The sequence below is a fragment of the Sandaracinus amylolyticus genome (genome assembly GCF_021631985.1).
GTDB classification, from domain to species: Bacteria; Myxococcota_A; Polyangia; order Polyangiales; family Sandaracinaceae; genus Sandaracinus; species Sandaracinus amylolyticus_A.
On the sequence record NZ_CP070225.1, the window covers coordinates 7,433,758 to 7,454,066 of the forward strand.

Sequence of the window (20,309 nt, forward strand, 5' to 3'; positions counted from 1 at the left end):
CCGCGTGGATCGCGATAGCTTCTACGCCGCGTCGTTCGCGACCGACTTCTTCTTCACCAGGTCGTCGACGCTCACGAGCCAGGGCGGCTCGGGCACCTTGTCGAGCTCGTAGAACCCGCCGCAGAAGACCGCGCGCGTGCAGCCCTCGCACACCGGCTTCCGCACGCGCCGCTCCGCGAGGTACTGCGCGAGGTTCACGTCCTCGTTGTTCACGAAGATCATGTGGCGCGAGAGCTTGAGCAGGTCGCCCTCGAGGTGCGCCTCGAGCCCGGGCAGGAAGCAGAACGGCAGGTTGATGACCTGCACCTTCATGCGATCGCGCCACCGCTCGATCACGCCCCGCGTCACGTCCGCCGCGTGCTGGGTGTCGGGCGCGATCATCCGGGTCGCGCGGCCGAAGGGCGTGAGGAACTGGATGTTGATCCACCGCAGCCCGAGGTCCCACGCGAGCTGCGCGAGCTGCTCCAGCTTCTCGGTGTTCGACTTCGTCAGCGTCACGTTCATCCCGAGCTCGACACCCGGCGGCGCGTGCGCGACGCAGTTGCGGATCCCACCGGTCGTCTGCTCGAACGCCTCGGCGACGCCGACCTGCTGCGCGTGCGACTGGGCATCGGGCCCGTGCACGCTGAAGAGCAGCGTGGTGAGCCCCGAGCGCACCAGCTTCTTCGCGAAGCCCTCGTAGAACGCCATGCGCCCGTTGGTCGTGACGTTGACCCGCTCGTAGCCGATCGATCGTGCGTAGCGGACCGTGGTGATCAGATCGGGGTGCAGCGTGGGCTCGCCGCCGTCGAAGTCGACCATCGTCACGCCGCGCGCGCGGTACTCGCGCAGGTGCTCGTGCTGGCTCTCGGTGTGGCCGTGGAGCTGGGTGCGCGTGCCCACCGCGCAGAACGTGCAGCGGTTGTTGCAGGCGTAGGTGAGGTTGACGATCAGCTTCTCGGGCCCGCTGGACGCGCGGAGCCGGCGATCGAAGGTCTCCTTGAACTCGCGCAGCACCGCGAGCGAGACGTCACCGGCGCGCTCGTCCTCGCTGCGCGGACCGTGCTGGAACACCGGGCCCCAGTCCTCGACGATCGGCAGGGTGCGCCCGCGCTTGCTCACTTCGTCCGCGAGCTTGGTGCCCGGCAGCGGCGTCGCGAACTGCACCGCGGGGAACGCGCGGAAGCGATCCCAGAGGTCCATCGCGAAGGCGAGCGTCTCGTTGATCTCCTCGCGCGTCTCGCCGGGCAGGCCGATCATGTAGTGGATCAGCAGATCGACCCCGACCGCGTGCGCATCCTCGGCGACCCGCGCGATGTCGTGCAGATCGAGCTGCTTGCCCACCACGTCCGCGACGACCCGCGACGAGCCGCTCTCCGCGCTGACGCTCACCGTGGTGACGCGTCCCTTGATGAGCTCGAGGTGGCGTCGCTCGAGGTAGTCGGCGCGCATCCCGTTCGGCAGCTCGAAGCGCAGATCGAGCTCGCGCATCGACGCGAGGAACGCGTCGAAGTGACGCTCGTTCACGTTCACCAGCTCGTCGAGCACGAAGAGCCGAGTGGCGCCGGTCTTCGCGGCGAGCTCGCGCAGCATCGCGGTGAGTCGCTCGGGCGAGGGACGCCGCTGCTTCTTGGGCTCGCCGGGCAGTCGCTCGGGGTTCGAGCTGCAGTGCGCGCACGAGAACGGACAGCCGCGCGACGTGACCACGGGGATCGTGCGCCCCTCGAGCGGGAACGCCCACGACGCGCGCCCGAGGCTCGCGACGACGCGCTGGTGGAAGCGGACGTAGCTCGCGAGATCGATGCGATCCCAGGCCGGCAGCGGCAGCTCGTCGAGCCGCGGCGACTCACCGCGATGAACGCCCGTCGCGAACGACTCGAGGAGGCGCGGCACCGTGAGCTCGGCCTCGTACTTCACGTAGGCCGCGACCTCGGGGTACGACGCGAGCACCGACTCGCCCGGCACCTCGACGTAGTGCTGCCCCGACTGGAAGCAGTCCGCGAGCACGATGCGCCCGCAGTCGAGCCCCGCGAGCAACGCGCCCAGCACGTCGCAGCGATGAGGCGGACGGTGGAACGGCGTGTAGGCGACGACGATCGTGTCGAACGCGCCCTTCGCGCGCACCGCCGCGAGCACCTCGTCGACGCTCGCGCCGAGGTGGGCTCGACCATCGGCGCGCCACGAGAGCGTGCTCCCCGGCAGCGCGAACGCGTCGACGATCTCCGCGTCGAGCCCTGCTGCCTGGAGGACCGCCGCGAGCTGCAACGCGCCGAGGTCCGAGAAGTACGGATAGTCGATGAAGTCCCGCGCGATCGTGGTGGGCGGATGGACGATCAGGGTGCGGGGGCGCGACATCCCGCCGGGGATTGTCGCCGAGAACGCCGAACGGCGCGAGCGCCGCGTCAGCGCGGCGCCGGACAGGGCGCGTACCCGACCCGCGGCGAGGCCGCGGGGATCACGTGGAACTCGCCGTCGCGGTGGGGGACGTCGATCGCGACGAGGTCCGAGAGCGCCGCGCGCGCCGCGTCGGGCCCACCGAGCAGCTCCACGCACTCGCGCCGCATCGGCGCGCCCGGCTCGACCTCGACGCCGCGCGCTCCGGCCTCGATCTCGTCGTGGGTGTACGACCAGCACGAGACGCCGACCCACACGCGACACGCCTGGAGCGCGGGCGCGGCCCGGGCCACGCGGGTGGGCGCGACGATCGCGTAGTCGGGAAACTGCGTGAGCGCGTGGGGCGCGTCGCGCATGCGCTCCGGTGCCACGACGATGACCGTCGGCGGCGCCGGCGCCATCTCGCGCGCGATCGTGTGGGCCTGCGCATGCGCGTCGGGGACGGCGACGTCGCGCAAGCCGGGGATGGCGGTCGCGACGAGCCCGAGCGCCGCGACCGCCGCGATCGGCACGCCGCGCACGCTCGCGCCGGGCATCCCGACGAGCAGCAAGAAGAGCGGCAGGTGCGCCTCCGATTGATAGCGGAGGAGGTCGGTGCGACACGCCGCGATCAGGATCGAGGGAGGCATCAGGATCGCGATCGCGATCGCTGCGCCCGCGACCCAGCGCAGCCGGCCGGCGCGCGCGAGCGCGATCGCCGACACCACCACCAGCGGCAGCGTGAGCCACGGCGTGATCGAAGGATCGAAGAGCACGTTGTCGCGCCCGAGCGATCTCGCGATCGTCGTCGCGACCTCGAAGTCTCGCTCCTCCGCGGCCGTGCGCGCGGCGGCGAGCGCCACGAGGTGAGAGCACGCGAAGACGCCCACGACGATCACCCCCCCGAGCACGACCGGCCACCGCGGTGCGCGAGCGCGATCTCCCACCGCGACCAGCACCAGCGCCGCGCCGGCGATCGGGAGGAGCACCGTGAGGACGTGGAGCTCGAGCGCGAGCGCCCACGCGATCGCGGTGAGCGAGAACGCGAGATCGCGCGTGCGCCGCGCGACCTCGGCACGGAACGCCCACACCGCGAGCGCCGCGCCGAGGAGCCAGAGCACCGCCGCCAGCGGCTTGGGCGACTCCGACAGCGAGAGCCGCACGTGCCCCGGATGCACCACGAGCGCGAGCGCCGCGAGCGCCGCGCCCGCGCGCCGATCCGGGCCCAGCGCGCGCCCCAACGCGAAGAGCGCGACGGGCGCGAGCGCGCCGAGCAGCGACGCGACGTAGAACGGTCCATCGGGCGCGCGCCCGAAGGGCGCGAGCACCGCGCGCACCAATTGCAGGTACGCCGGGCCGTAGAGCGACGCCTCGTACCCCGCGGGATCGCCGGTGAGCCCGCGCATCTCGGCGATGCCGTGATCGTTCGCGTGCATCGGGGCCCACGGCGGCAGCAGCCATCGCAGGGCGAGCGAAGCCACGAAGAGCGCGAGCGCGATCCCGAGATCCGCGCGCGAAGCCCACGCTCGCTCGCGATGCGCCCACCCCGCGAGCAGCACGAGGCCTCCGAGCAGGGCGACCCACGAGCCGCCGCGCAGGGCTCGCAGGTCGAGCGTGCTCGAGGGCGCGGCCTCGCCGGTCACGAGCGTGCCGTGCTCGCGCATGAAGTCCCCCGGGTCTCGCGCGCGGATCCTCGCGCTCAGCGCGCGCGCCGCCTCGCGCAGCACGGGATCGTCGGCGCCGTCGACGAGCCACACCGAGAAGCTCGGGGTCTCGCCGGCGTCCCATCCGCTCGTCTCCTCTCCGCGCCCGAGCAGCCTCACCAGGCCGCGGCGGCCTTCTCCCGCGAGCGGCACGTCGATCCACGTGCTCTCGATGCGCGCGCCGTCGACGCGCACGTCACCCGCGAGCTCCGGTGGGTCGTCGCCGGGGAACACCATCGCCGCGACCTGCTGCTCGAGGCCCGGCCCGAGCACCAGGGGCTGCGCGTGCGCCCGCGCGGCGCCGTTCGCCATCACCGCGCCCATCAGCGCCGCGAGGAGCGCTCGCGTCGCGCACGGGTTCGGACGGCGAGAGCCCATCCCCGCGACGGATATCACGGCTCGCTCGCCACGGTCCGACCCGGCGCTCGCGGTGAGCGACACGATCGGCGTATCATCGCGTCCGCATGACCTCGGCTCTTGCAGTGACGGCGGACTCGGCCGAGAAGGTCGTCTCGCACGAAGAAGCGGCCCACGAGAAGCGCAACTGGGTGCGGCTCACCTTCGAGTGCAACAACCGCTGCGTCTTCTGCCTCGACTCCGACACCCACGACGGTCGCATGCGCGATCGCGACGAGGTGAAGCAGCAGATCCTCGAGGGCCGCAAGGCAGGCGCGACGCGCCTCATCCTCTCGGGCGGCGAGCCCACGATCCATCCGAGCTACGTCGACTTCATCAAGCTCGGCAAGCTCGCGGGCTACACGAAGATCCAGACCGTCACGAACGGTCGGCTCTTCCAGTACCAGGACTTCCTCGATCGCTGCATCGCCGCGGGGCTCGACGAGATCACGTTCTCGCTCCACGGCCCCAACGCGCGCATCCACGACGCGCTCGTCGGCGTGAAGGGCGCGTTCGAGCAGGAGAGCGCGGGGCTGCGCCGCGCCATCGCGACGCGGGATCGCACCGGTCGGCCGATCGTCAACGTCGACATCGTGATCAACCGCGCGAACGTGAAGCACCTCAAGGAGATGCTCGACCTCTTCATCTCGTGGGGCGTGCACGAGTTCGATCTGCTGCAAGTCGTGCCCTTCGGTCGCGCGTTCACCGAGGGGCGCACCACGCTCTTCTACGACCTCGAGGAGATGCAGCCCTACCTGCGCGAGGCCTTCGAGTACACGAAGCGCCCCGGGATGCACATCTGGCTCAATCGCTTCCCGCCGCCGCACCTCGAGGGCTTCGAGCACCTCATCCAGGACCCCTACAAGCTCAACGACGAGGTGCGCGGACGAAAGGAAGAGTTCGCGCGCCTGCTCGTGACCGGCGAGGACCTCGACTGTCGCGACAAGGAAGGTCGCTGTCGCTACTGCTATCTCGAGCAGCTCTGCAATCACCTCTACGACGAGCGTGATCGCCTGGCGGCGGACGCAGTGTCGCGGGTGCGCATCGACACCGAGGCCGAGCGCAATCGACCGGTGGTGTTCGGCGGCGATCCCGCGAGCGCGAAGCGTGCGATCCACTTCGGCGGTCCCGCCGAGGGCGAGGCCACGACGGAGGTCGCGGCCGAGAAGCCGAAGCGCGCATTGCCGATCGTCGGAGCGCTCGCCGCGAAGACGAACGCGGTGAAGCCGCGCACGCTCGACGAGCGCATCGGCGCAGCGTCGATCACCCGCGGCTGGATCGTCGCGCCCGAGGTCTCGCGGGCTCGCGAGGCGATCGTGTCGCACCCCGCGCTGACCGACGTCGAGCTCGAGCTCGAGTCGATCGCGGGCCTGCTCGAGGCGATCGAGGACGATCGTCTCGATGGACGCCGGGTGATCGCGGTGCACGTGAAGGACGTCGCCGAGGCCGAGCTGCTGCTCGCGTCGCCGGGCACCTTCGAGATCGTCGTCGCGCTCACGACCCACACCCAGCCGTGGCTGCTCGCGATGAGCGCCGTGCCCGCGCGCCTCGTGCTGCGCCAGCGCACCCACGAGCGGCTCACCGAGTCGGCGAGCGAAGACGTCGATCTGCCCGCGTTCTTCGCCACGTTCCGCCACGACGTGCCGGTGATCGACGTGCCCGCGTGCGTGATGGGCCGTCCGCCGCGCGCCCAGCCCGCGACCCTCGATGCGACGATGCTCTCGCCCGAGGGCGCGCTCGAGATCTTCCGGTTCACCCGGCGCCACATCGAGTCGGGCTACATGACGAAGGCGCTGCGCTGTCGGACCTGCGTGCACGACGCGACGTGCCGCGGGATGCACGTGAACTACGTGCGCGCCCACGGCTACGGCCTGATGCGCCCGATCGTCGAGACCAGCATCGCGGCCGAATGAGCGCCGCCGAAGCCCACGCGCCGAGCACCGGGCTCGTGCTCCCGCCCGAGCACGAGGCGCCGCGCCGGCTGCTCCAGCTGCGTCGGGCCGAAGCGTGGCGACTGCTCAAGGCCCACGCCGCGACCGGCGATCTCCGCATCGCGCGCCCGCTCGCCGACCTCGCGCGCAGCGCGCCCGACGACGCGGTGGACGTGCTCGCCGATCCGATCGCGAGCGTGCTCGCACGATGCGGCCGTCACGACGACGCCGCCGACGCGTGGGCGCTCGAGCTCGCGCGTCGCGGTGCGCTGCCCGGGCGCCACGATCTGCACGGGAAGCACGTCGCGAATCTGGCACTGGGTGCCATCTTTTCCGGCGCGCGGATGACGCTCGCGTCGGGCAAGATCGTGATCGACGGACGCACCGTCGCGCTCGGCTCGGTCGCGCCGGAGCAGTTCGTCGAGCTGCGCCCCGGCATCCGATTCGCGACCTACGACCCGAACCCGCTCGCGCTGGTCGAGGCCCACCCCGACAAACGAGGCAACGCGCTCTCGCTCGGCGGTCGCGACGCGCGCGAGTGGATCGCGGCGCTGAACGAAGCGCTCGCGATCGTCGAGCGGCACCTCCCGACGATCATCGACGAGATGCGTGCCCTCTCGATGGTGCTCGTGCCGGTCGGCTACGAGCCCGAGAAGCACCTCTCCGCGTCGTACCGCGAGTACGTCGGCGCGTGTTACCTGACGCTGCACCCCGACGTGCGCACGATGGCCGAGGCGATCGTGCACGAGTTCCAGCACAACAAGGCGAACCTCGCCTCGTACCACGACGCGCTGCTCGAGAACGCGCTGGGCACGATGGTGCGCTCTCCGGTGCGCCCCGATCTCCGGCCGATCTGGGGCGTCCTGCTCGCGGTGCACGCGTTCGTGCCGGTCGCCGAGCTCTATCGGCGCATGCTCGCCGCGGGCGACGTTCGCATCCAATCGCGGCTCGCCGACGTGATCGCGCGCAACGACGAAGGGCTGCGCACCGTGCGCGAGCACGCGGAGCCGACGCGCATCGGTGCCGCGCTGATCGAAGAGCTCGAGGCGCTGCACGCGACCCACCTCGCGCTCGACCTCGCGAAGCCCGCGGGTGTGTCGTGGGAAGCGTGATCGCGAGCGGCTGGCGAGGCCGCAAGGCGCTGGTGAAGGTCGGCTACGGGTGCAACGAGAACTGCACCTTCTGCCACACCGCCGAGGTGCGCCACATCGACGGCGCGAGCACCGAGGTCGTCGCGAAGATCCATCGCGCGAAGCAGCTCGGCCACGGCATGGTCGTGTTCTCCGGTGGCGAGCCGACGATCCGCGCCGAGCTGATGGAGTGGGCGTCGCTCACCGCGCGCCTCGGCATGGACGTGGGGCTCGTCACCAACGGGCTCGTGCTCGCCTATCCCGACAAGGTCGAGGCGCTGATCGAGCGACGCCTGCGCTACGTGTACATGTCGCTCCACGGCGTGGGCCGCATCCACGATCGACTGGTGCGCAGCGAGGCGTGGGAGGCCGCGTATCGCGCGGTGCAGAACCTCTCGGGGCGCGGCCTCGATCTCACGATCAACTGCGTCGTCACCCAGCAGAACGTCGAGCACCTGATCCCGCTCGTCGACGCGCTGCTGCCCTTCCCCGACCTGCGCCTCAAGTTCTCGATGGTGCAGCCGAAGGGTGGCGGGAAACGCCTCTTCGACGCGATCACGCCACGGGTGTCCGACGTCGCCGATCGTGCGGCGCGCGCGATCCGCCACGGCCAGGAGCAGGTCGCGAAGCGCAGCGCAGCAGGCCCGACGTTCGGGCACGACGGCATCCCGCACTGCCTGCTCCCCGGGCTCGAGCCGCTCTACGACGACCTCAAGACCCACCGCTTCGCCACGATGTGCGACATCGGCGAGCCCGACTTCTTCCCGGTCGACGAAGCGCTCAACGTGCAGCCCGAGGACGTGTGCGGCGGGTGCCCGAAGCGCGGCCCCTGCCCCGGTCTCTTCCGCGGATACGCCGAGCAATTCGGCACGAGCGAGATCCGCGCGCCCGAGCCCGCGCCGCGCTCGAACTCGTTCACCTACACGTTCGAGGCGCAGATCGCGACCGACGCGGGCGAGGCCCACTGTCCGCTGCGCGACGGAGAGCACGGCATCATCCCGTGGGATCGCGGGCGCGAGCTCTTCGTGCGGAACCGCGCGGAGAGCGGCTATCGCATCGCGCGCTTTCGCAGCGACACCCGCGACTTCGCGGACGTCGAGATCGCGCGCACCAAACACGCGCTCGGACAGCTCTATCTCGACGTCTCGCGCAAGCCCGCGCCCGACGACTTCGCGCGTGATCTGCGCCCGCTGCGTCGCTCGACGTTGTGCGACGGATGCACCCACCGCGAGACCTGCACCGGGATGTTCGAGCCCGCGCTCGACGACGATCCGTTCACCCGCGACGACGCGCGGGTGCGCGACGTGCTGCGCGCGCTCGAGGGCGACGTGCTCGATCTCGGGTGCGGCGAGGGCCCCTACGAGGACGTGTGGGCACCGCGCGCCCTGTGCGGCCACGTGCGCTACGTCGGCGTCGATCCCCACGCCGATCTCGACGCGCTGCGCGCGCGCTGGCCGTGGGCGACGTTGGTGCGCGGCGAGGGCGAGACGTTCGTCGTCGATCGCACCTTCGATCACGCGCTGATCTTGCGGAGCTGGAACCACCTCGCCGATCCCACGGGCGTCGTCCGGCGGGTGGTCGACGCGCTGCGCGTCGGAGGGTCGCTGCTGGTCGTCGACAACGTCGCGTTCGGCCTGGCTCGTACCCGCGCCCAGACGAGCGTCGCGCACCGCGGTCCCGCGCGCTTCGAGCACTATCGCAACGACGACGCGGATCGCGCGGCGCGCACCATCGAGAGCGCGACCGATTCGATCGCGCTGCGCGAGCGCCACGACGTCGGGCCTGGCACCGCGAACCAGTGGCTGCTGCGTTACGAGAAGCGATAGAGCGCGCCGTCAGAAGACCACGCCCTCGACCGGCGGCGGCTTCCGGGGCAGCGGTGCCACGGGGATCTCGAAGCGCGCCATCTCCTTCAGGTTCTCCTCGATGGTCAGCGAGATCGCCGTCAGGGGCACGTCGGCGATGCGATTCTCGAAGGGGTCTTCGGTGTAGTGGGCGACGAGGTCGAGCGACAAGAAGAGGAAGTTGATCGCCAGCGCGAGCGGGATGTTCAGCCAGGTCAGCTCTTCGATGAACGCGAAGGGCACGAACGTTCCGTGGATGAAGACGAAGACGCGCGAGTAGAAGGTGTATGGCCGCGGCAGCGGCGTGTTCTTGATGCGCTCGGCCATCCCCTGGTGGTTGTTGAGCTCGGTGAGCGTCTGGCTCATCTGGACGAAGCGGTAGTCGCTCAGCCACCCCCTGATGCTCGCGTCCTTGAGCTCCTGGCCCTGATGGAGGATCAGCTGGTTGGGCGGGTTCTTCGCCGCGAGGACCTCCGAATACTCCGTCGGGTCGAGGAAGTCCTTCATGTCCTCGTAGGTGTTCGGCTGCGGCAGGAGCGGCTCGCGCTGCCTGACGTAGCCGTTCGGCTCGCGGAGGAAGACGCGCAGGCCGTGCACGAAGGCCATGTGTCTCCGGAGCAGCCGCTGCTGCCACGCGCGCACCTCCTCGGGGCTCTCGGTCTCGTCGGGGACGACGAAGGTGAGCACCTCACGGCCGAAGGCGCGGCTGTAGTTCACGAGGAGGCCCCAGATCTTTCGACCCTCCCACCAGCGGTCATAAGCCTGGTTGGCCTTGAAGCCGAGGTAGATCGCGAGCGCCGTGCTCATCATCGCCACGCCGTTGAAGGGCAGCGAGATGTGCAGTCCGGCGTGATAATGCAAGACGTAGACGCCGACCGAGAGGATCGCGAAGTACGCGAGGCTCGCCCCGCTCTGATGCAGGACGTGCCGCAAGCGAACGCGATGCGAGACGATCATCCCCCGGTTCCCTAGCCCCCACGACGCGCTCTCGCTCGCGGGAGGTCCGCCGGTTCGGCTCAGGGCGCGCCGAGAGTGCTCCAGAACGGCCAGAACGCACGGGGATTGCCGGCGCCGTGGCGCCCGTCGTCGGCGGTGATCGGACACCAGACGACGGGATAGGCGGTGGGGCAGCCGGTGTACGAGACACAGTTCCAATCGGCCGGCGCATCGGCGGTGACGTAGGGCTCGGTCTCCGTCCCCACGCAACCGTTCGCCTCGAGGATCGCGTCGCGCGCGGCCCGCGATCCGCTGTCGAACCCGGTGCGATCGTCGACGTTCTCGATGGGGTTCGCGCCGTCGTTCACGCCCGCGGTGAGGAACGCGGCGACCGGCACGCCGGAGCACGGCGGACGCTCGGATCGGAGCCCGCCCGCCTGTGTTCCGATGGCGCGGAGCACGCCACCCCGCGCACAAGCCAGCATGTACGACTCCCATGCTCCGCTGCTGAAACCGCTCGCGAAGACCTGCCCTCGATCGAAGCAATAGCGTGCGTCGAGCTCCGCCATCACCGCGTCGAAGTAGGGCAGATCGGGAGTGTCCGCCGAGCCGTCCTGGAAGCATGCACCGGCTCCGTCGGGGTACACGTAGCTGAGCCCCACTTGGACGGCGTAGTCCTGATCATCCGCTAGTGGATTGCTGCCGCCACCACTGCCGCTCAGCCCGTTGCTGGCGCCGCAGCCTCCGCCCGAGATCACGAGCGAGTACTGCCGCGAAGGATCGTAGTTGCGCGGTAGGCGCACGAAGTAGTTGCGGTGCTCGAAGTCGTACCCGCCCTGGGTGCCGTAGTCCTCGCCGCCTGCGAGGAAGCGCGCCGCGACGCCGGTCACCGTCAGCTCGTGCAGCGTCCAGCGATCGCTGGAGTCGTCGGCTGCGAGCGCGCCGCATCCTGCGCTCGGGCCCGTGGGGCCGCGCGGCGTCGGCGCGCTCGCGTCGGGGCCCTCGTCGACCGTGGCGTCGGGCGACTCGACGCCGGCGTCGCCGCCGGCTCGCGCGTCGGCGGGCACACCGCCGTCGGTGCGAGCGTCGCCGGGCGGATCGCCTCGGAGATCGCCGAAGCACGCGCTCGTCCACAACCCCAGCGCCAGCACCACGAGCCGAAGGCGTCGCATTCGTCGTCCTCCGATGCCGTGAGTGGTCGAGAGGTCGACGGCTGATTGCACAATCTGCTCGCCCGTCCGCGTCCCGGCCTACGAGAAGCGATGGAGCGCAGCGTGCGGCGCGCTCACGATCGCGCGATCGTCGAGCGACAGGACACCATCGATCACCGCGACGCGCTCCGCGCGCTCGACGAGCACGAGGAGCCGCGCGACCGCCTCGAGCGCGAGGTCGTCGAGCCGCGCGTCGGGATGACGATCACGCGCGGTGGGCCACACCTCGGCGACGCGCAACACGTCGCGATCGATCGTGCCTCGCAGCGAGAGCTGCACGTCTTCGAAGAGCACGAGCCGATGCGCTCCGAGCGCGTCGTCGATCGCGCGCACGAACGTCTCGTGTCGGCACCCCGGCGGACACCGCGACACCGGGCGCGCCCCGCGCCCCGCCAGGAACTGAGCGTGTCGCTCCGCGATGTGCGACGCGACCGCATCGGCGTAGGCGCTCGAGAGCGCACACGACAGCGAGCACGGGATCCACGAGACGTAGTGGAACACCGCGAGATCGAGCACGTTCAGCCGCGCTCGACCGACGCCGCCCCGCGCGATCGCGTCGAGGTTGTCGCGCGGCGGAGGGACCGCGAGGTACGCCTCGACACAGCACCGCGGATATCCGAGCAATCGCCCGAGCTCGTGATCGTGCTCGGGCGCCGCCTCGACGCGCACCGCCTCCTCGACCCGTCGTGCGTCGCGCCCGACGAAGAGCACGCGCCCGCGCGTCGACGCCGTCTCGACCCGGTGCACCGCGTCGCGCACCACGAGCCCCAGCGCCTCGAAGCGCGCGCGCGTCGCGGCGACGTCGGCATCGCGCACCACCTGGCGCAGCAGCGGCTTGATCCCCGCGCAGAGCGCGACCTCGTCGGCCTCACCGCTGCCCAGCGCGTACACGATCGGCCGCGCTCGCACCGCGCTCCGCGCGCGCTCGGGCGCGTCGGGCAGCGCGCGCACCAGCTCCACGACGCTCTCGACGCGCTCCGTCACCACGACGCATCATCGCACTCCCGATGGGTCGCGTGATCACGATCGGAGCGCGCGCGTGAGCGACCTGCGCGCCCAGCTCGTCGCACTGCTCGCGCCGCACTCGCTCGGCGACGAGGTCGTGCGCGGCGCGCGCTTCGTGAACGCGTCCACCGAGCTCGGGCTGCGCCTCACGTTCGAGCTCGCGACCCCGAACGCAGCACCGCGCATCGTCCACGTCGAGGTCGCGCCCCGCGACGAAGAGGCGCGCTACGCCGCGCGCACCGAGCGCTTCGTGCTGGGCTACCGCACCGGCACCGGCAGCGGCGGCGACCACGTCGCGCCGCACGAGGGCAAGGCGCTCTGCGACGCGATCGCGAGCGTGATCGCGCGCAACGAGCGCGAGGTGATCGCGTCGATCGCCCGCGATGCGGCAGCCGCGCGCGAGAGCCGCGACGGCTCGACGAGAGTGCGCGAGGTGCACGTCTCGTCGCTGCTCGAGTCCGCCGAGTGGCATGGCACGCGGTACTACACCGTGAGCCCCTACGTCGGCTGTCTGATCGGCTGCCGCTTCTGCTACGCGCAGACCCGCGTCGGCATGGTGCGGCGGCTCGAGGGCCTCCCCGAGGTGCCGTGGGGCTCGTACGTCGACGCGCGGGTGAACGCGCCCGAGGTGCTCGCGCGCGAGCTCGCGTCGCTGCCTCCCGGACCGATCAAGTTCTGCCCGGTGGTGAGCGATCCCTATCACGCGATCGAAGCGCGTCTCTCGCTCACCCGCCGCTGCCTCGACGCGATCCACGACGCGACGCGCGTCTTCCCGACGATGGTGCTCACGCGCTCGCGCCTGATCGAGCGCGACGCCGCGCGCCTCGCCGCCCTCCCCGTCGCCTACGCGGGCGTCTCGTTCCCGACGATCGACGACGAAGTGCGCCGCCACTTCGAGCCCCGCGGTGCCTCGATCGACGATCGCCTCGCCACGCTCGCGACCCTGCGCGCCCACGGCGTCCGCACGTTCGCGGTGGTGCAGCCGATGCTGCCCGGCTCGATCGACGCGCTCGCCGACGCGATCGCCGCGCACGCGACCTCGGCGAGCCTCGACGTCCTCACGTCGCTCGAAGGGGCCGAGCGCGACTTCGCGGATCCCCGCTACACGGTCGCGCGCGACCCGCGATGGCAGGTCGAGCGCGCCGAAGCGGTCTCCGAGGCCCTGACCGCGCGCGGTGTGGTCCTGTGGCGCGGCGAGCTCCCGCCCGAGCTCTGCGTCGATCCGCTGTAGACGAAGACCCCGCGAAGCGGCGTCGAGGGGCTCCCCGAGCCGGGTCCGCATCCGACCCTCCGGCAAGAAAGGAATGCACGGGAGCGCGCTCGGCGCGTTCCCGTGTAGTCGACCAGCCTGCGTTTCGGGTACCGTCCAAGGTCGGAGGTCTCATGGCCGCGCTCGTAGGGATGCCTTCGGATCAGATCGACGCCGACGTGTCGGCGCACGCAGTGACGGTGACCGTCGACGAGTCCCTCTACCCGCTCGATGCGGTGTACGGCGCGGCCTACACGTTCCTCGATCGCTGCTACGTGCTGCTCGATCGCGCGGCGTCGAATCGCGTGCGCATCACGCTCACGCCGAAGGGCACGACGCCCGCCGAGAGCGAGCTGCGCAATTGGGTCGGCGAGCTGCAGAACGAGCTCCTCAGCTGCGCGTGGCGCGCCCAGATCGTCCGCGACAACCGCGCGGTGATCGAGGCGGTGACGCTGCAGGCCGTGACCGGCGCGATGGGCCCGCCGACGCTCGACGATCTCAAGGACTTCGACTTCTCCGAGGAGCCCTTCGAGGACCCGCTCGGCATCGGGCTCTCGTGGGAGGAGAAGTACAAGAAGAAGAAGGACGAGCCCGCCGCGCCCGCGCTCGGTTCTTCGGAGGCTGCAGCGAAGCCGAGCGACGAGGGGAGCGCGACGTGAGCGAGCTGCGCCTCCACCGCGAGCTCTACCTCGCGAGCGCGATCGATCAGGCGATCGGGCTCTACGCCGCGCACGCCGAGATCACGCGGGGCGACGAAGCCGATCACGTGGTGCTGCGCATCGCGAGCGCGCGCCCCGGTCGCGCCGCGCGCGTCGCGCGCGAGCTCGGCAACTACGCGCTCGGTCTGACCATCCAGGCTCGGAAGACGGGAGCCGCGCAGTGACGGACACCATCGACTCGCAGCTCCCGCCCGGCGCGTTCCCGCTGCACGGCCTCCGCCCCTCGGCCACGTTCCCCGCGTTCTTCCGCTATCGCGCGCTCCCGAAGCAGCGCGTGCTGCTGACGAACCTCGAGGGCAATTTCCTCGTGCTCGCGGACGCCGAATTCCGCGCGTTCGTCGAAGGCAACGTCGCGCCCGAGAGCGAGCTCCACGCGCGCCTGCGCGACGGCAATTTCCTCCGCGCGCACTACGACACCAAGCGCGCCGCGGACGCCCTGCGACGTCGCAAGTCGTTCGTCGGCTACGGGCCGAACCTCCACATGCTGGTGGTCACGCTCCGCTGCAACGAGACCTGCGTCTACTGCCACGCGTCGCGCGCCGCGATGGACGCGGTGCACACCGACATGACCCCGGAGATCGCCGAGAAGTGCGTCGACATCGCGCTCTCGTCGACGAGCCCGGGCATCACGATCGAGTTCCAGGGCGGCGAGCCGCTCGTGAACTTCCCGGTCGTGAAGCACGTCATCGAGTACGCGCGGAAGAAGAACGAGAGCATCGGCAAGGCGCTCGAGTTCACGATGGTCAGCAATCTCTCGTTGATGGACGAGGAGAAGCTCGCCTTCCTGCTCGAGAACCGCGTCCAGATCTGCACCAGCATCGACGGCCCCCAGGGCCTGCACGACAAGCAGCGCAAGCTCCCCGCGCTCAAGCTCGCCGATGGAACCAAGACCGGCGGCTCGTCGTGGGAAGCGTCGGTGAAGTGGATCCGGCGCATCAACGAGGAGTACGCGAAGCTCGGTCTCGACACGACGCTCTACCGCGTCGAGGCGCTGCTCACGACGACGCGCGAGACGCTGCCGCTCTGGAAGGACGTGGTCGATCAGTACGTCGACCTCGGCTGTCGCGCGCTCTTCCTGCGCCCGCTCGATCCCTTCGGGTTCGCCGAGAAGACCGGCCCGCGCCTCGAGTACCCGCGCGCCGAGTACCTCGACTACTACCGCAAGTGCGTCGACTACATGATCGAGCTGAACCTGAAGGGCGTTCAGGTGCTCGAGCGCTACGCGGCGATCTTCCTGACGAAGATCCTCAGCGGCGAGGACCCGAACTTCCTCGACATCCGCAGCCCGTCGGGCGCGGGGATCGGCGCGCTCGCCTACAACTACGACGGCTCGATCTTCACGTGCGACGAAGGTCGCATGCTGCACGAGACGGGCGACGACACGTTCCTGCTCGGCCACGTGAACGACGCGACCTACCGCGGCCTCGTCGGCCACGAGACGGTGCGCGCGGTGGTGCTCGCCGGGAACCTCGACGCCCGCCCCGACTGCGTGAATTGCGCCTACCAGCCCTACTGCGGCGTCGCCCCCAGCCACAGCCACAAGACCCAGGGGACGATCTTCGGGCGGATGCGCGAGAGCAGCGTCTGCGCGGTCCACAAGGGAATCCAGGACTATCTGTTCGAGAAGATCGCCGATGCCGACCCCGGCACGATGGAGGTCTTCCGCCGCTGGACCACGAACCGACCGAGGGCCCATTTCATCCAGGGGACGTCTAGTAGTACACTCGCCGCGGACGCTTCACGGACGCCGTGAGCGGGTGCTTTCCCTGGGAGCGGTAGGAGGCGGGGCATGGCCGACGACGACGACGTTCTTCCGAGCTTCCGGCGCAACGCGGGCGGTCTGATGGATCCGACCGAACGCGCGATCGCCGATCGTGCGCTGGAAGAGGCCGATCTCGCCAAACCCAACACGCGAGACGACATCCTGCTGGCGCAGCACTGCTCGCACGGCTCGCATGGCTCGCACGGGTCCCACGGCTCGCACGGCTCGCACGGGTCCCACGGCTCGCACGGGTCGCACGGCTCGCACGGCTCGCACGGCTCGCACGGGTCCCACGGGAGCTGGTGATGACGAGGGCGGTGCTCAGCTCTCCGTCGAGCAGAGCGGAGGCCGAGCACTCCTCGATCGACGAGCGCATCGCGCGCAAGGACGAGCGCGTGCACGTGCTCACCGGCGCGGTGTGCAACAACAACTGCGTCTTCTGCATGGAAGAGGATCGTGACGCTCGCTACGTCACGAACAGCCAGACCGACGACGCGCTCGTGCGGTTCATCCTCGAGCAGAAGAAGGGCGCCGAGGAGATCTGCTTCACGTCGGGCGAGCCCACGACGAACCCTCGACTGCCGCACTGGGTGCGGTGGGCGAAGGAAGCGGGGATCCGCCGCGTCAGCGTGATGACGAACGGGCGCTCGCTCTCGTACGAGAAGTACGCGCGCATGCTGATCTCGGCGGGGATGAACCGCTTCTACGTCAGCATCCACGGCCACACGCAGAAGCTGCACGACGGACTGACGCGCACGCCCGAGAGCTTCGACCAGACGGTCGCGGGGCTCGACGTGATCACGAAGTACAAGCGGTATGGAGTCGAGCTCCACACCAGCACCGTGATCACGAAGCGCAATCTCCCGCACATGGGAGAGATCTATCGATTCCTGCGCGCGCACGGCGTCGATCAGGTCGTGTTCAACGTGATGCAGGCCAATGGCCGCGCGAACACGTACTTCGAGCACATCTTCCCGACCTACACCGAGATCGCCGAGACCGCGCGGGTCTTCCTCGAAGAGCAGGCGAAGACCGAGCCGCGGGTGATGGCGTTCCTGGTCGACATCCCGCTGTGCACGACGACGAAGCTGCCGGACTTCAACCGCGGCTACGTCGAGAGCTACGTGCACTACGAGCCCGCGGCGAACGCCGAGAAGCTGGTGCCCGCAGAGGCGCTGCTCGGACGAAAAGAGGCGCTCGCCGATCAGAGCGAGACGCGCGAGCTCGTGGCGATCCGCCGCGCCGACCTCGACGACTCCGAGCGCCAGAAGCGCGCGGAGTGCGCGACCTGCAAGCACGAGAAGAGCTGCGAAGGCGTCTGGGGCAACTACCTCAAGCGCTACGGCTGGGACGAATTCGTTCCGGTTGTGTGATCGGCAGCGCCTCGGCGAGCGAATCGAACCACGGAGATCGCAGAGGGCCGCAGAGAGATTGTTCTCGCGTGCTTCCGACTCCTCTGCGGCCCTCTGTGGCCCTCTGCGGTTGAATCCCGATCGTCAAATCAGGATCCGAGTCTAGTCGCGCCCCGGCCATGCGCGCGGCGACTGACCCGGGGTTCCATCTCCGATCCTCGGCCAGTCGCCTTCCCACGTGATCGGATCGAGGAGCCCGAAGCGCCCGCGCGATCCGTCGTGGCCGCCGCCCGCGGTCGCGTTCCATGCGTGATAGAAGAACCAGTCCTGGTCGCCGACGCGCAGCACCGTGCCGTGGCCGGGGCCGACCCAGCGCGCGTCGTTCGTGAGGATCGGCGCGCCGTGCTTCTCGTAGGGGCCGGTCACGCTGCGCGACCGCGCGACGCCGGTGCGATATCGACCGTCGTAGACGTTGCCGCTGTAGAACAAGTAATAGAAATCACCGCGGCGCACCGTCCACGACGCCTCGACGACTCCGCCTTCCCACGTTCCCGGGTCGTTCCGCAGCACCTCGACTGCCACGCTCCCCGGCGTGAACGAGAGTCCGTCAGCCGCCAATTCACGCACGAAGATCGGAGTCGGGCGGCCGTGGGCATTGCCGTCGATCTTGTAGAAGAGATAGTGACGCCCGTCGTCGTCGCGGAAGTAATTGCCGTCGATCACTCCGTCGGGATGCTCGACCAGCGGCGCGTCGGTGACGGTGTACGGACCGAGCGGATCGTCCGCCCACGCCGCGCCGATCGAGAGCACGTTCGCGCCGTTCACCGACGTGAAGTACGCGACGTAGCGGTCGCCCACGCGATGCAGCTCGGGCGCCCAGTTGCGGTGTCCGTTCGCCGCCCAGGGTGGCGCGCCGCTCGGGATCACCGCCGCGCCGGTGTCGCTCCAGCGCACCAGATCGCGCGAGCGACGAATGGGAAAACGGCCTCCGGTGCAGACCATGTAATACGCGCTCTCGTCCGCGAGCACGCCGGGATCGGGGCAGTCGAAGGGCACCACCGGGTTCGTGTAGTGCGGCGCGGGCGGCGGGAGCTCGGCCGAGAGCGGCACTGCGAGCGCGTGGGTCTCGTCGATCGGCGACTCGGTGCCTCCCGGCGGCGTCCACAGCACGCGCAGCTGCGCCGCGAGATCGATCTCGAAGTAGTCGACGCGCAGCCTCACCGGCGTGCCCGCGACGAGCTCGATCGTCCCCTCGTGTCGCTCGACGAGATGACCGCGCCAGTCGTCGATCACGAGCGCATCGTCGATCCACACCCGCACGCCGTCGTCGTTCTCGGTGGCGATGGTGTACGTGCCGGTCGCGGGCGGCGTGAGCAGCGCGGTGAAGCGCGCCGAGACGAAGTCCGAGGGCGCGCCCTCGCCGAGCGGCGCGTCGCCCCACACGAAGTCGATCGCCGGCACGACACCGACGTGCGCGGGAGCGTGGTAGTCGTCGAAGCGCGCGAGCAGCAGCCCGCGAGGCGGTCCCGCATCGGGTGTGCCGGAGTCCGGCGTGCCCGCGTCGATCGCGGCATCGACCGCTGGCGCGGCGGCGTCGATCCTGCGGTCGTCGTCGCCCAGCTGCCCACTGCACGCCGTCGATCCCAGCGCCAGCACGGCCGCGCACCACCCGCGAGCTGTCCCAGTCATTCGCGCGCGATCATCGCACGTCGCATGCCGCGCTCACTGCGGTCTCGTGCCCGGAACGTGCTGCATCGAGGCCGCATCTCCGTGACGATCGCGCCCGGATCCATATCCTGACACAAGGCTGACATTGCGCCGATCCACTCTCGGTTCGTCACGAAGGAGATGCACATGGATCCGATCACGTTGCGCGGCGTCTGCACCGTCGTCCTCCACGCCGACGATCACGCTGCGGCGAAGCGCTGGTACAGCGAGCTGCTCGGCGTCGAGCCCTACTTCGATCGCCCGGGCTACGCCGAGTTCCGCATCGGCGACTACCAGCACGAGCTCGGCCTGCTCGACGCGCGCTTCCGTCACGCGCTGGGCGGCACCGAGGGCACCGCGACCGGCCCGACCGGTGTCGTGACGTACTGGTACGTCGACGACGTGCCGAAGATGATCGAGCGGCTCGTGTCGATGGGCGCGAAGCTGCATCACCCGCCGCGCGACTTCGGCGCGGGGTTCATCGGCGCGTCGGTGATCGACCCCTTCGGGAACATCCTCGGGGTGATGTTCAACCCGCACTACCTCGAGGTGCTGGAGGGGAAGAAGCGCGCCGCCGCGAGCGCATGAGCACGGGGATCCGAGGGGCGATTTTTTTCGCGCGCACGCGCGCGCGCGCGTCAGTCGGGAAGGGTCCCGAACGACTGACGGGCATGACCAGCAAGACCGAGATTTCGCCCCAGATCCCTGCGTTTCGCGCCCTCGCCCGCCACTGGGTCGACCGTCGCCTGTGTGGGGACATCCAGGGGGCGCGGCGCGCCCTCGCCGCGTTCGTCGCGCGGCTCGGGCGCTCGTTCACCGCGCCCGAGCGCGAGGCGTTCTTCGCCTCGATCGAGCACTGCCTGGGCGAGCACGTCGTGCGGCTCGAGCAGCGCAAGACACGCATCGACGCGCTCGCGCAGGAGCTCGCCGCCGCGAACCACACGTTCGACGAGCGCCCGACGATCATCGTCGCGCGGCGCGCCGATCGCTTCAGCTTCTCGGCGTGATCGCC

17 protein-coding genes are annotated in these 20,309 nt (G+C 70.2%); 11 read left to right on the top strand and 6 right to left on the bottom strand.

Going from position 1 to position 20,309, the window contains the following annotated elements:
• Window positions 1–21: 21 nt before the first annotated feature.
• Together I5071_RS31435 and I5071_RS31440 are read right to left on the bottom strand one after the other, a co-directional pair.
• Window positions 22–2,334: a radical SAM protein gene (locus tag I5071_RS31435; protein ID WP_236516952.1), complete on the bottom strand. Its 2,313-nt coding sequence runs from the start codon at window positions 2,332–2,334 to the stop codon at window positions 22–24.
• A 47-nt stretch (window positions 2,335–2,381) separates the two neighbouring features.
• Window positions 2,382–4,433, bottom strand: a complete 2,052-nt coding sequence (locus I5071_RS31440; RefSeq protein WP_236516953.1) for a hypothetical protein — start codon at window positions 4,431–4,433, stop codon at window positions 2,382–2,384.
• 86 nt (window positions 4,434–4,519) lie between these two features.
• Between I5071_RS31440 and I5071_RS31445 the strand changes: the two genes are divergently transcribed.
• The 3 genes from I5071_RS31445 to I5071_RS31455 are packed head-to-tail and all read left to right on the top strand — an operon-like array spanning window position 4,520 to window position 9,338.
• Window positions 4,520–6,364 carry a radical SAM protein gene (locus I5071_RS31445; protein ID WP_236516954.1) on the top strand — a complete coding sequence of 615 codons (1,845 nt, stop codon included), beginning with the start codon at window positions 4,520–4,522 and terminating at the stop codon, window positions 6,362–6,364.
• A complete protein-coding gene (locus I5071_RS31450) occupies window positions 6,361–7,494 on the top strand; it encodes an aKG-HExxH-type peptide beta-hydroxylase (protein ID WP_236516955.1) in 1,134 nt (377 codons plus the stop codon). Before I5071_RS31445 ends, I5071_RS31450 begins: the two co-directional genes overlap by 4 nt.
• Window positions 7,482–9,338: a radical SAM protein gene (locus I5071_RS31455; protein ID WP_236516956.1), complete on the top strand. Its 1,857-nt coding sequence runs from the start codon at window positions 7,482–7,484 to the stop codon at window positions 9,336–9,338. The genes I5071_RS31450 and I5071_RS31455 overlap by 13 nt, the downstream gene beginning before the upstream one ends.
• A 9-nt stretch (window positions 9,339–9,347) precedes the next feature.
• Here the strand turns inward: I5071_RS31455 and I5071_RS31460 are convergent, their stop codons facing one another.
• The 3 genes from I5071_RS31460 to I5071_RS31470 form a co-directional block, all read right to left on the bottom strand.
• On the bottom strand, window positions 9,348–10,460 hold the full coding sequence (locus tag I5071_RS31460) for a bestrophin family protein (protein WP_236516957.1): 1,113 nt from the start codon (window positions 10,458–10,460) through the stop codon (window positions 9,348–9,350).
• The gene (locus tag I5071_RS31465) at window positions 10,373–11,464 is read right to left on the bottom strand and encodes an alpha/beta hydrolase family esterase (protein WP_236516958.1); all 1,092 of its coding nucleotides are present in this window, start codon (window positions 11,462–11,464) and stop codon (window positions 10,373–10,375) included. Before I5071_RS31465 ends, I5071_RS31460 begins: the two co-directional genes overlap by 88 nt.
• A 78-nt stretch (window positions 11,465–11,542) precedes the next feature.
• The gene (locus I5071_RS31470) at window positions 11,543–12,487 is read right to left on the bottom strand and encodes a DUF483 domain-containing protein (RefSeq protein ID WP_236516959.1); all 945 of its coding nucleotides are present in this window, start codon (window positions 12,485–12,487) and stop codon (window positions 11,543–11,545) included.
• Window positions 12,488–12,542: 55 nt separating this feature from the next.
• Here I5071_RS31470 and I5071_RS31475 point away from each other — a divergent pair, with 55 nt between their 5' ends.
• From I5071_RS31475 to hxsC4, 6 genes are all read left to right on the top strand, one after another.
• Entirely contained in the window at window positions 12,543–13,739 is a 1,197-nt protein-coding gene (locus tag I5071_RS31475; RefSeq protein ID WP_236516960.1) for an SPL family radical SAM protein, read from the top strand.
• A 152-nt stretch (window positions 13,740–13,891) separates the two neighbouring features.
• A complete protein-coding gene (locus tag I5071_RS31480; protein ID WP_236516961.1) occupies window positions 13,892–14,416 on the top strand; it encodes a hypothetical protein in 525 nt (174 codons plus the stop codon).
• Window positions 14,413–14,640, top strand: a complete 228-nt coding sequence (locus I5071_RS31485) for an HxsD-like protein (protein ID WP_236516962.1) — start codon at window positions 14,413–14,415, stop codon at window positions 14,638–14,640. The genes I5071_RS31480 and I5071_RS31485 overlap by 4 nt, the downstream gene beginning before the upstream one ends.
• Window positions 14,637–16,229, top strand: coding sequence for a His-Xaa-Ser system radical SAM maturase HxsB (hxsB, locus tag I5071_RS31490; protein ID WP_236516963.1), 1,593 nt, complete (start codon window positions 14,637–14,639; stop codon window positions 16,227–16,229). Before I5071_RS31485 ends, hxsB begins: the two co-directional genes overlap by 4 nt.
• Before the next feature lie 36 nt (window positions 16,230–16,265).
• Window positions 16,266–16,544, top strand: a complete 279-nt coding sequence (gene hxsA4, locus I5071_RS31495) for a His-Xaa-Ser repeat protein HxsA4 (protein ID WP_236516964.1) — start codon at window positions 16,266–16,268, stop codon at window positions 16,542–16,544.
• Window positions 16,544–17,611, top strand: coding sequence for a radical SAM protein HxsC4 (gene hxsC4, locus I5071_RS31500; protein ID WP_236516965.1), 1,068 nt, complete (start codon window positions 16,544–16,546; stop codon window positions 17,609–17,611). The genes hxsA4 and hxsC4 overlap by 1 nt, the downstream gene beginning before the upstream one ends.
• Before the next feature lie 141 nt (window positions 17,612–17,752).
• Here hxsC4 and I5071_RS31505 read toward each other — a convergent pair whose 3' ends face one another.
• The gene (locus tag I5071_RS31505) at window positions 17,753–19,279 is read right to left on the bottom strand and encodes a family 43 glycosylhydrolase (RefSeq protein ID WP_236516966.1); all 1,527 of its coding nucleotides are present in this window, start codon (window positions 19,277–19,279) and stop codon (window positions 17,753–17,755) included.
• A 165-nt stretch (window positions 19,280–19,444) separates the two neighbouring features.
• Between I5071_RS31505 and I5071_RS31510 the strand changes: the two genes are divergently transcribed.
• Both I5071_RS31510 and I5071_RS31515 read left to right on the top strand, forming a co-directional pair.
• Window positions 19,445–19,885 carry a VOC family protein gene (locus I5071_RS31510; RefSeq protein WP_236516967.1) on the top strand — a complete coding sequence of 147 codons (441 nt, stop codon included), beginning with the start codon at window positions 19,445–19,447 and terminating at the stop codon, window positions 19,883–19,885.
• A complete protein-coding gene (locus I5071_RS31515) occupies window positions 19,882–20,304 on the top strand; it encodes a hypothetical protein (RefSeq protein ID WP_236516968.1) in 423 nt (140 codons plus the stop codon). Before I5071_RS31510 ends, I5071_RS31515 begins: the two co-directional genes overlap by 4 nt.
• Window positions 20,305–20,309: the final 5 nt, after the last annotated feature.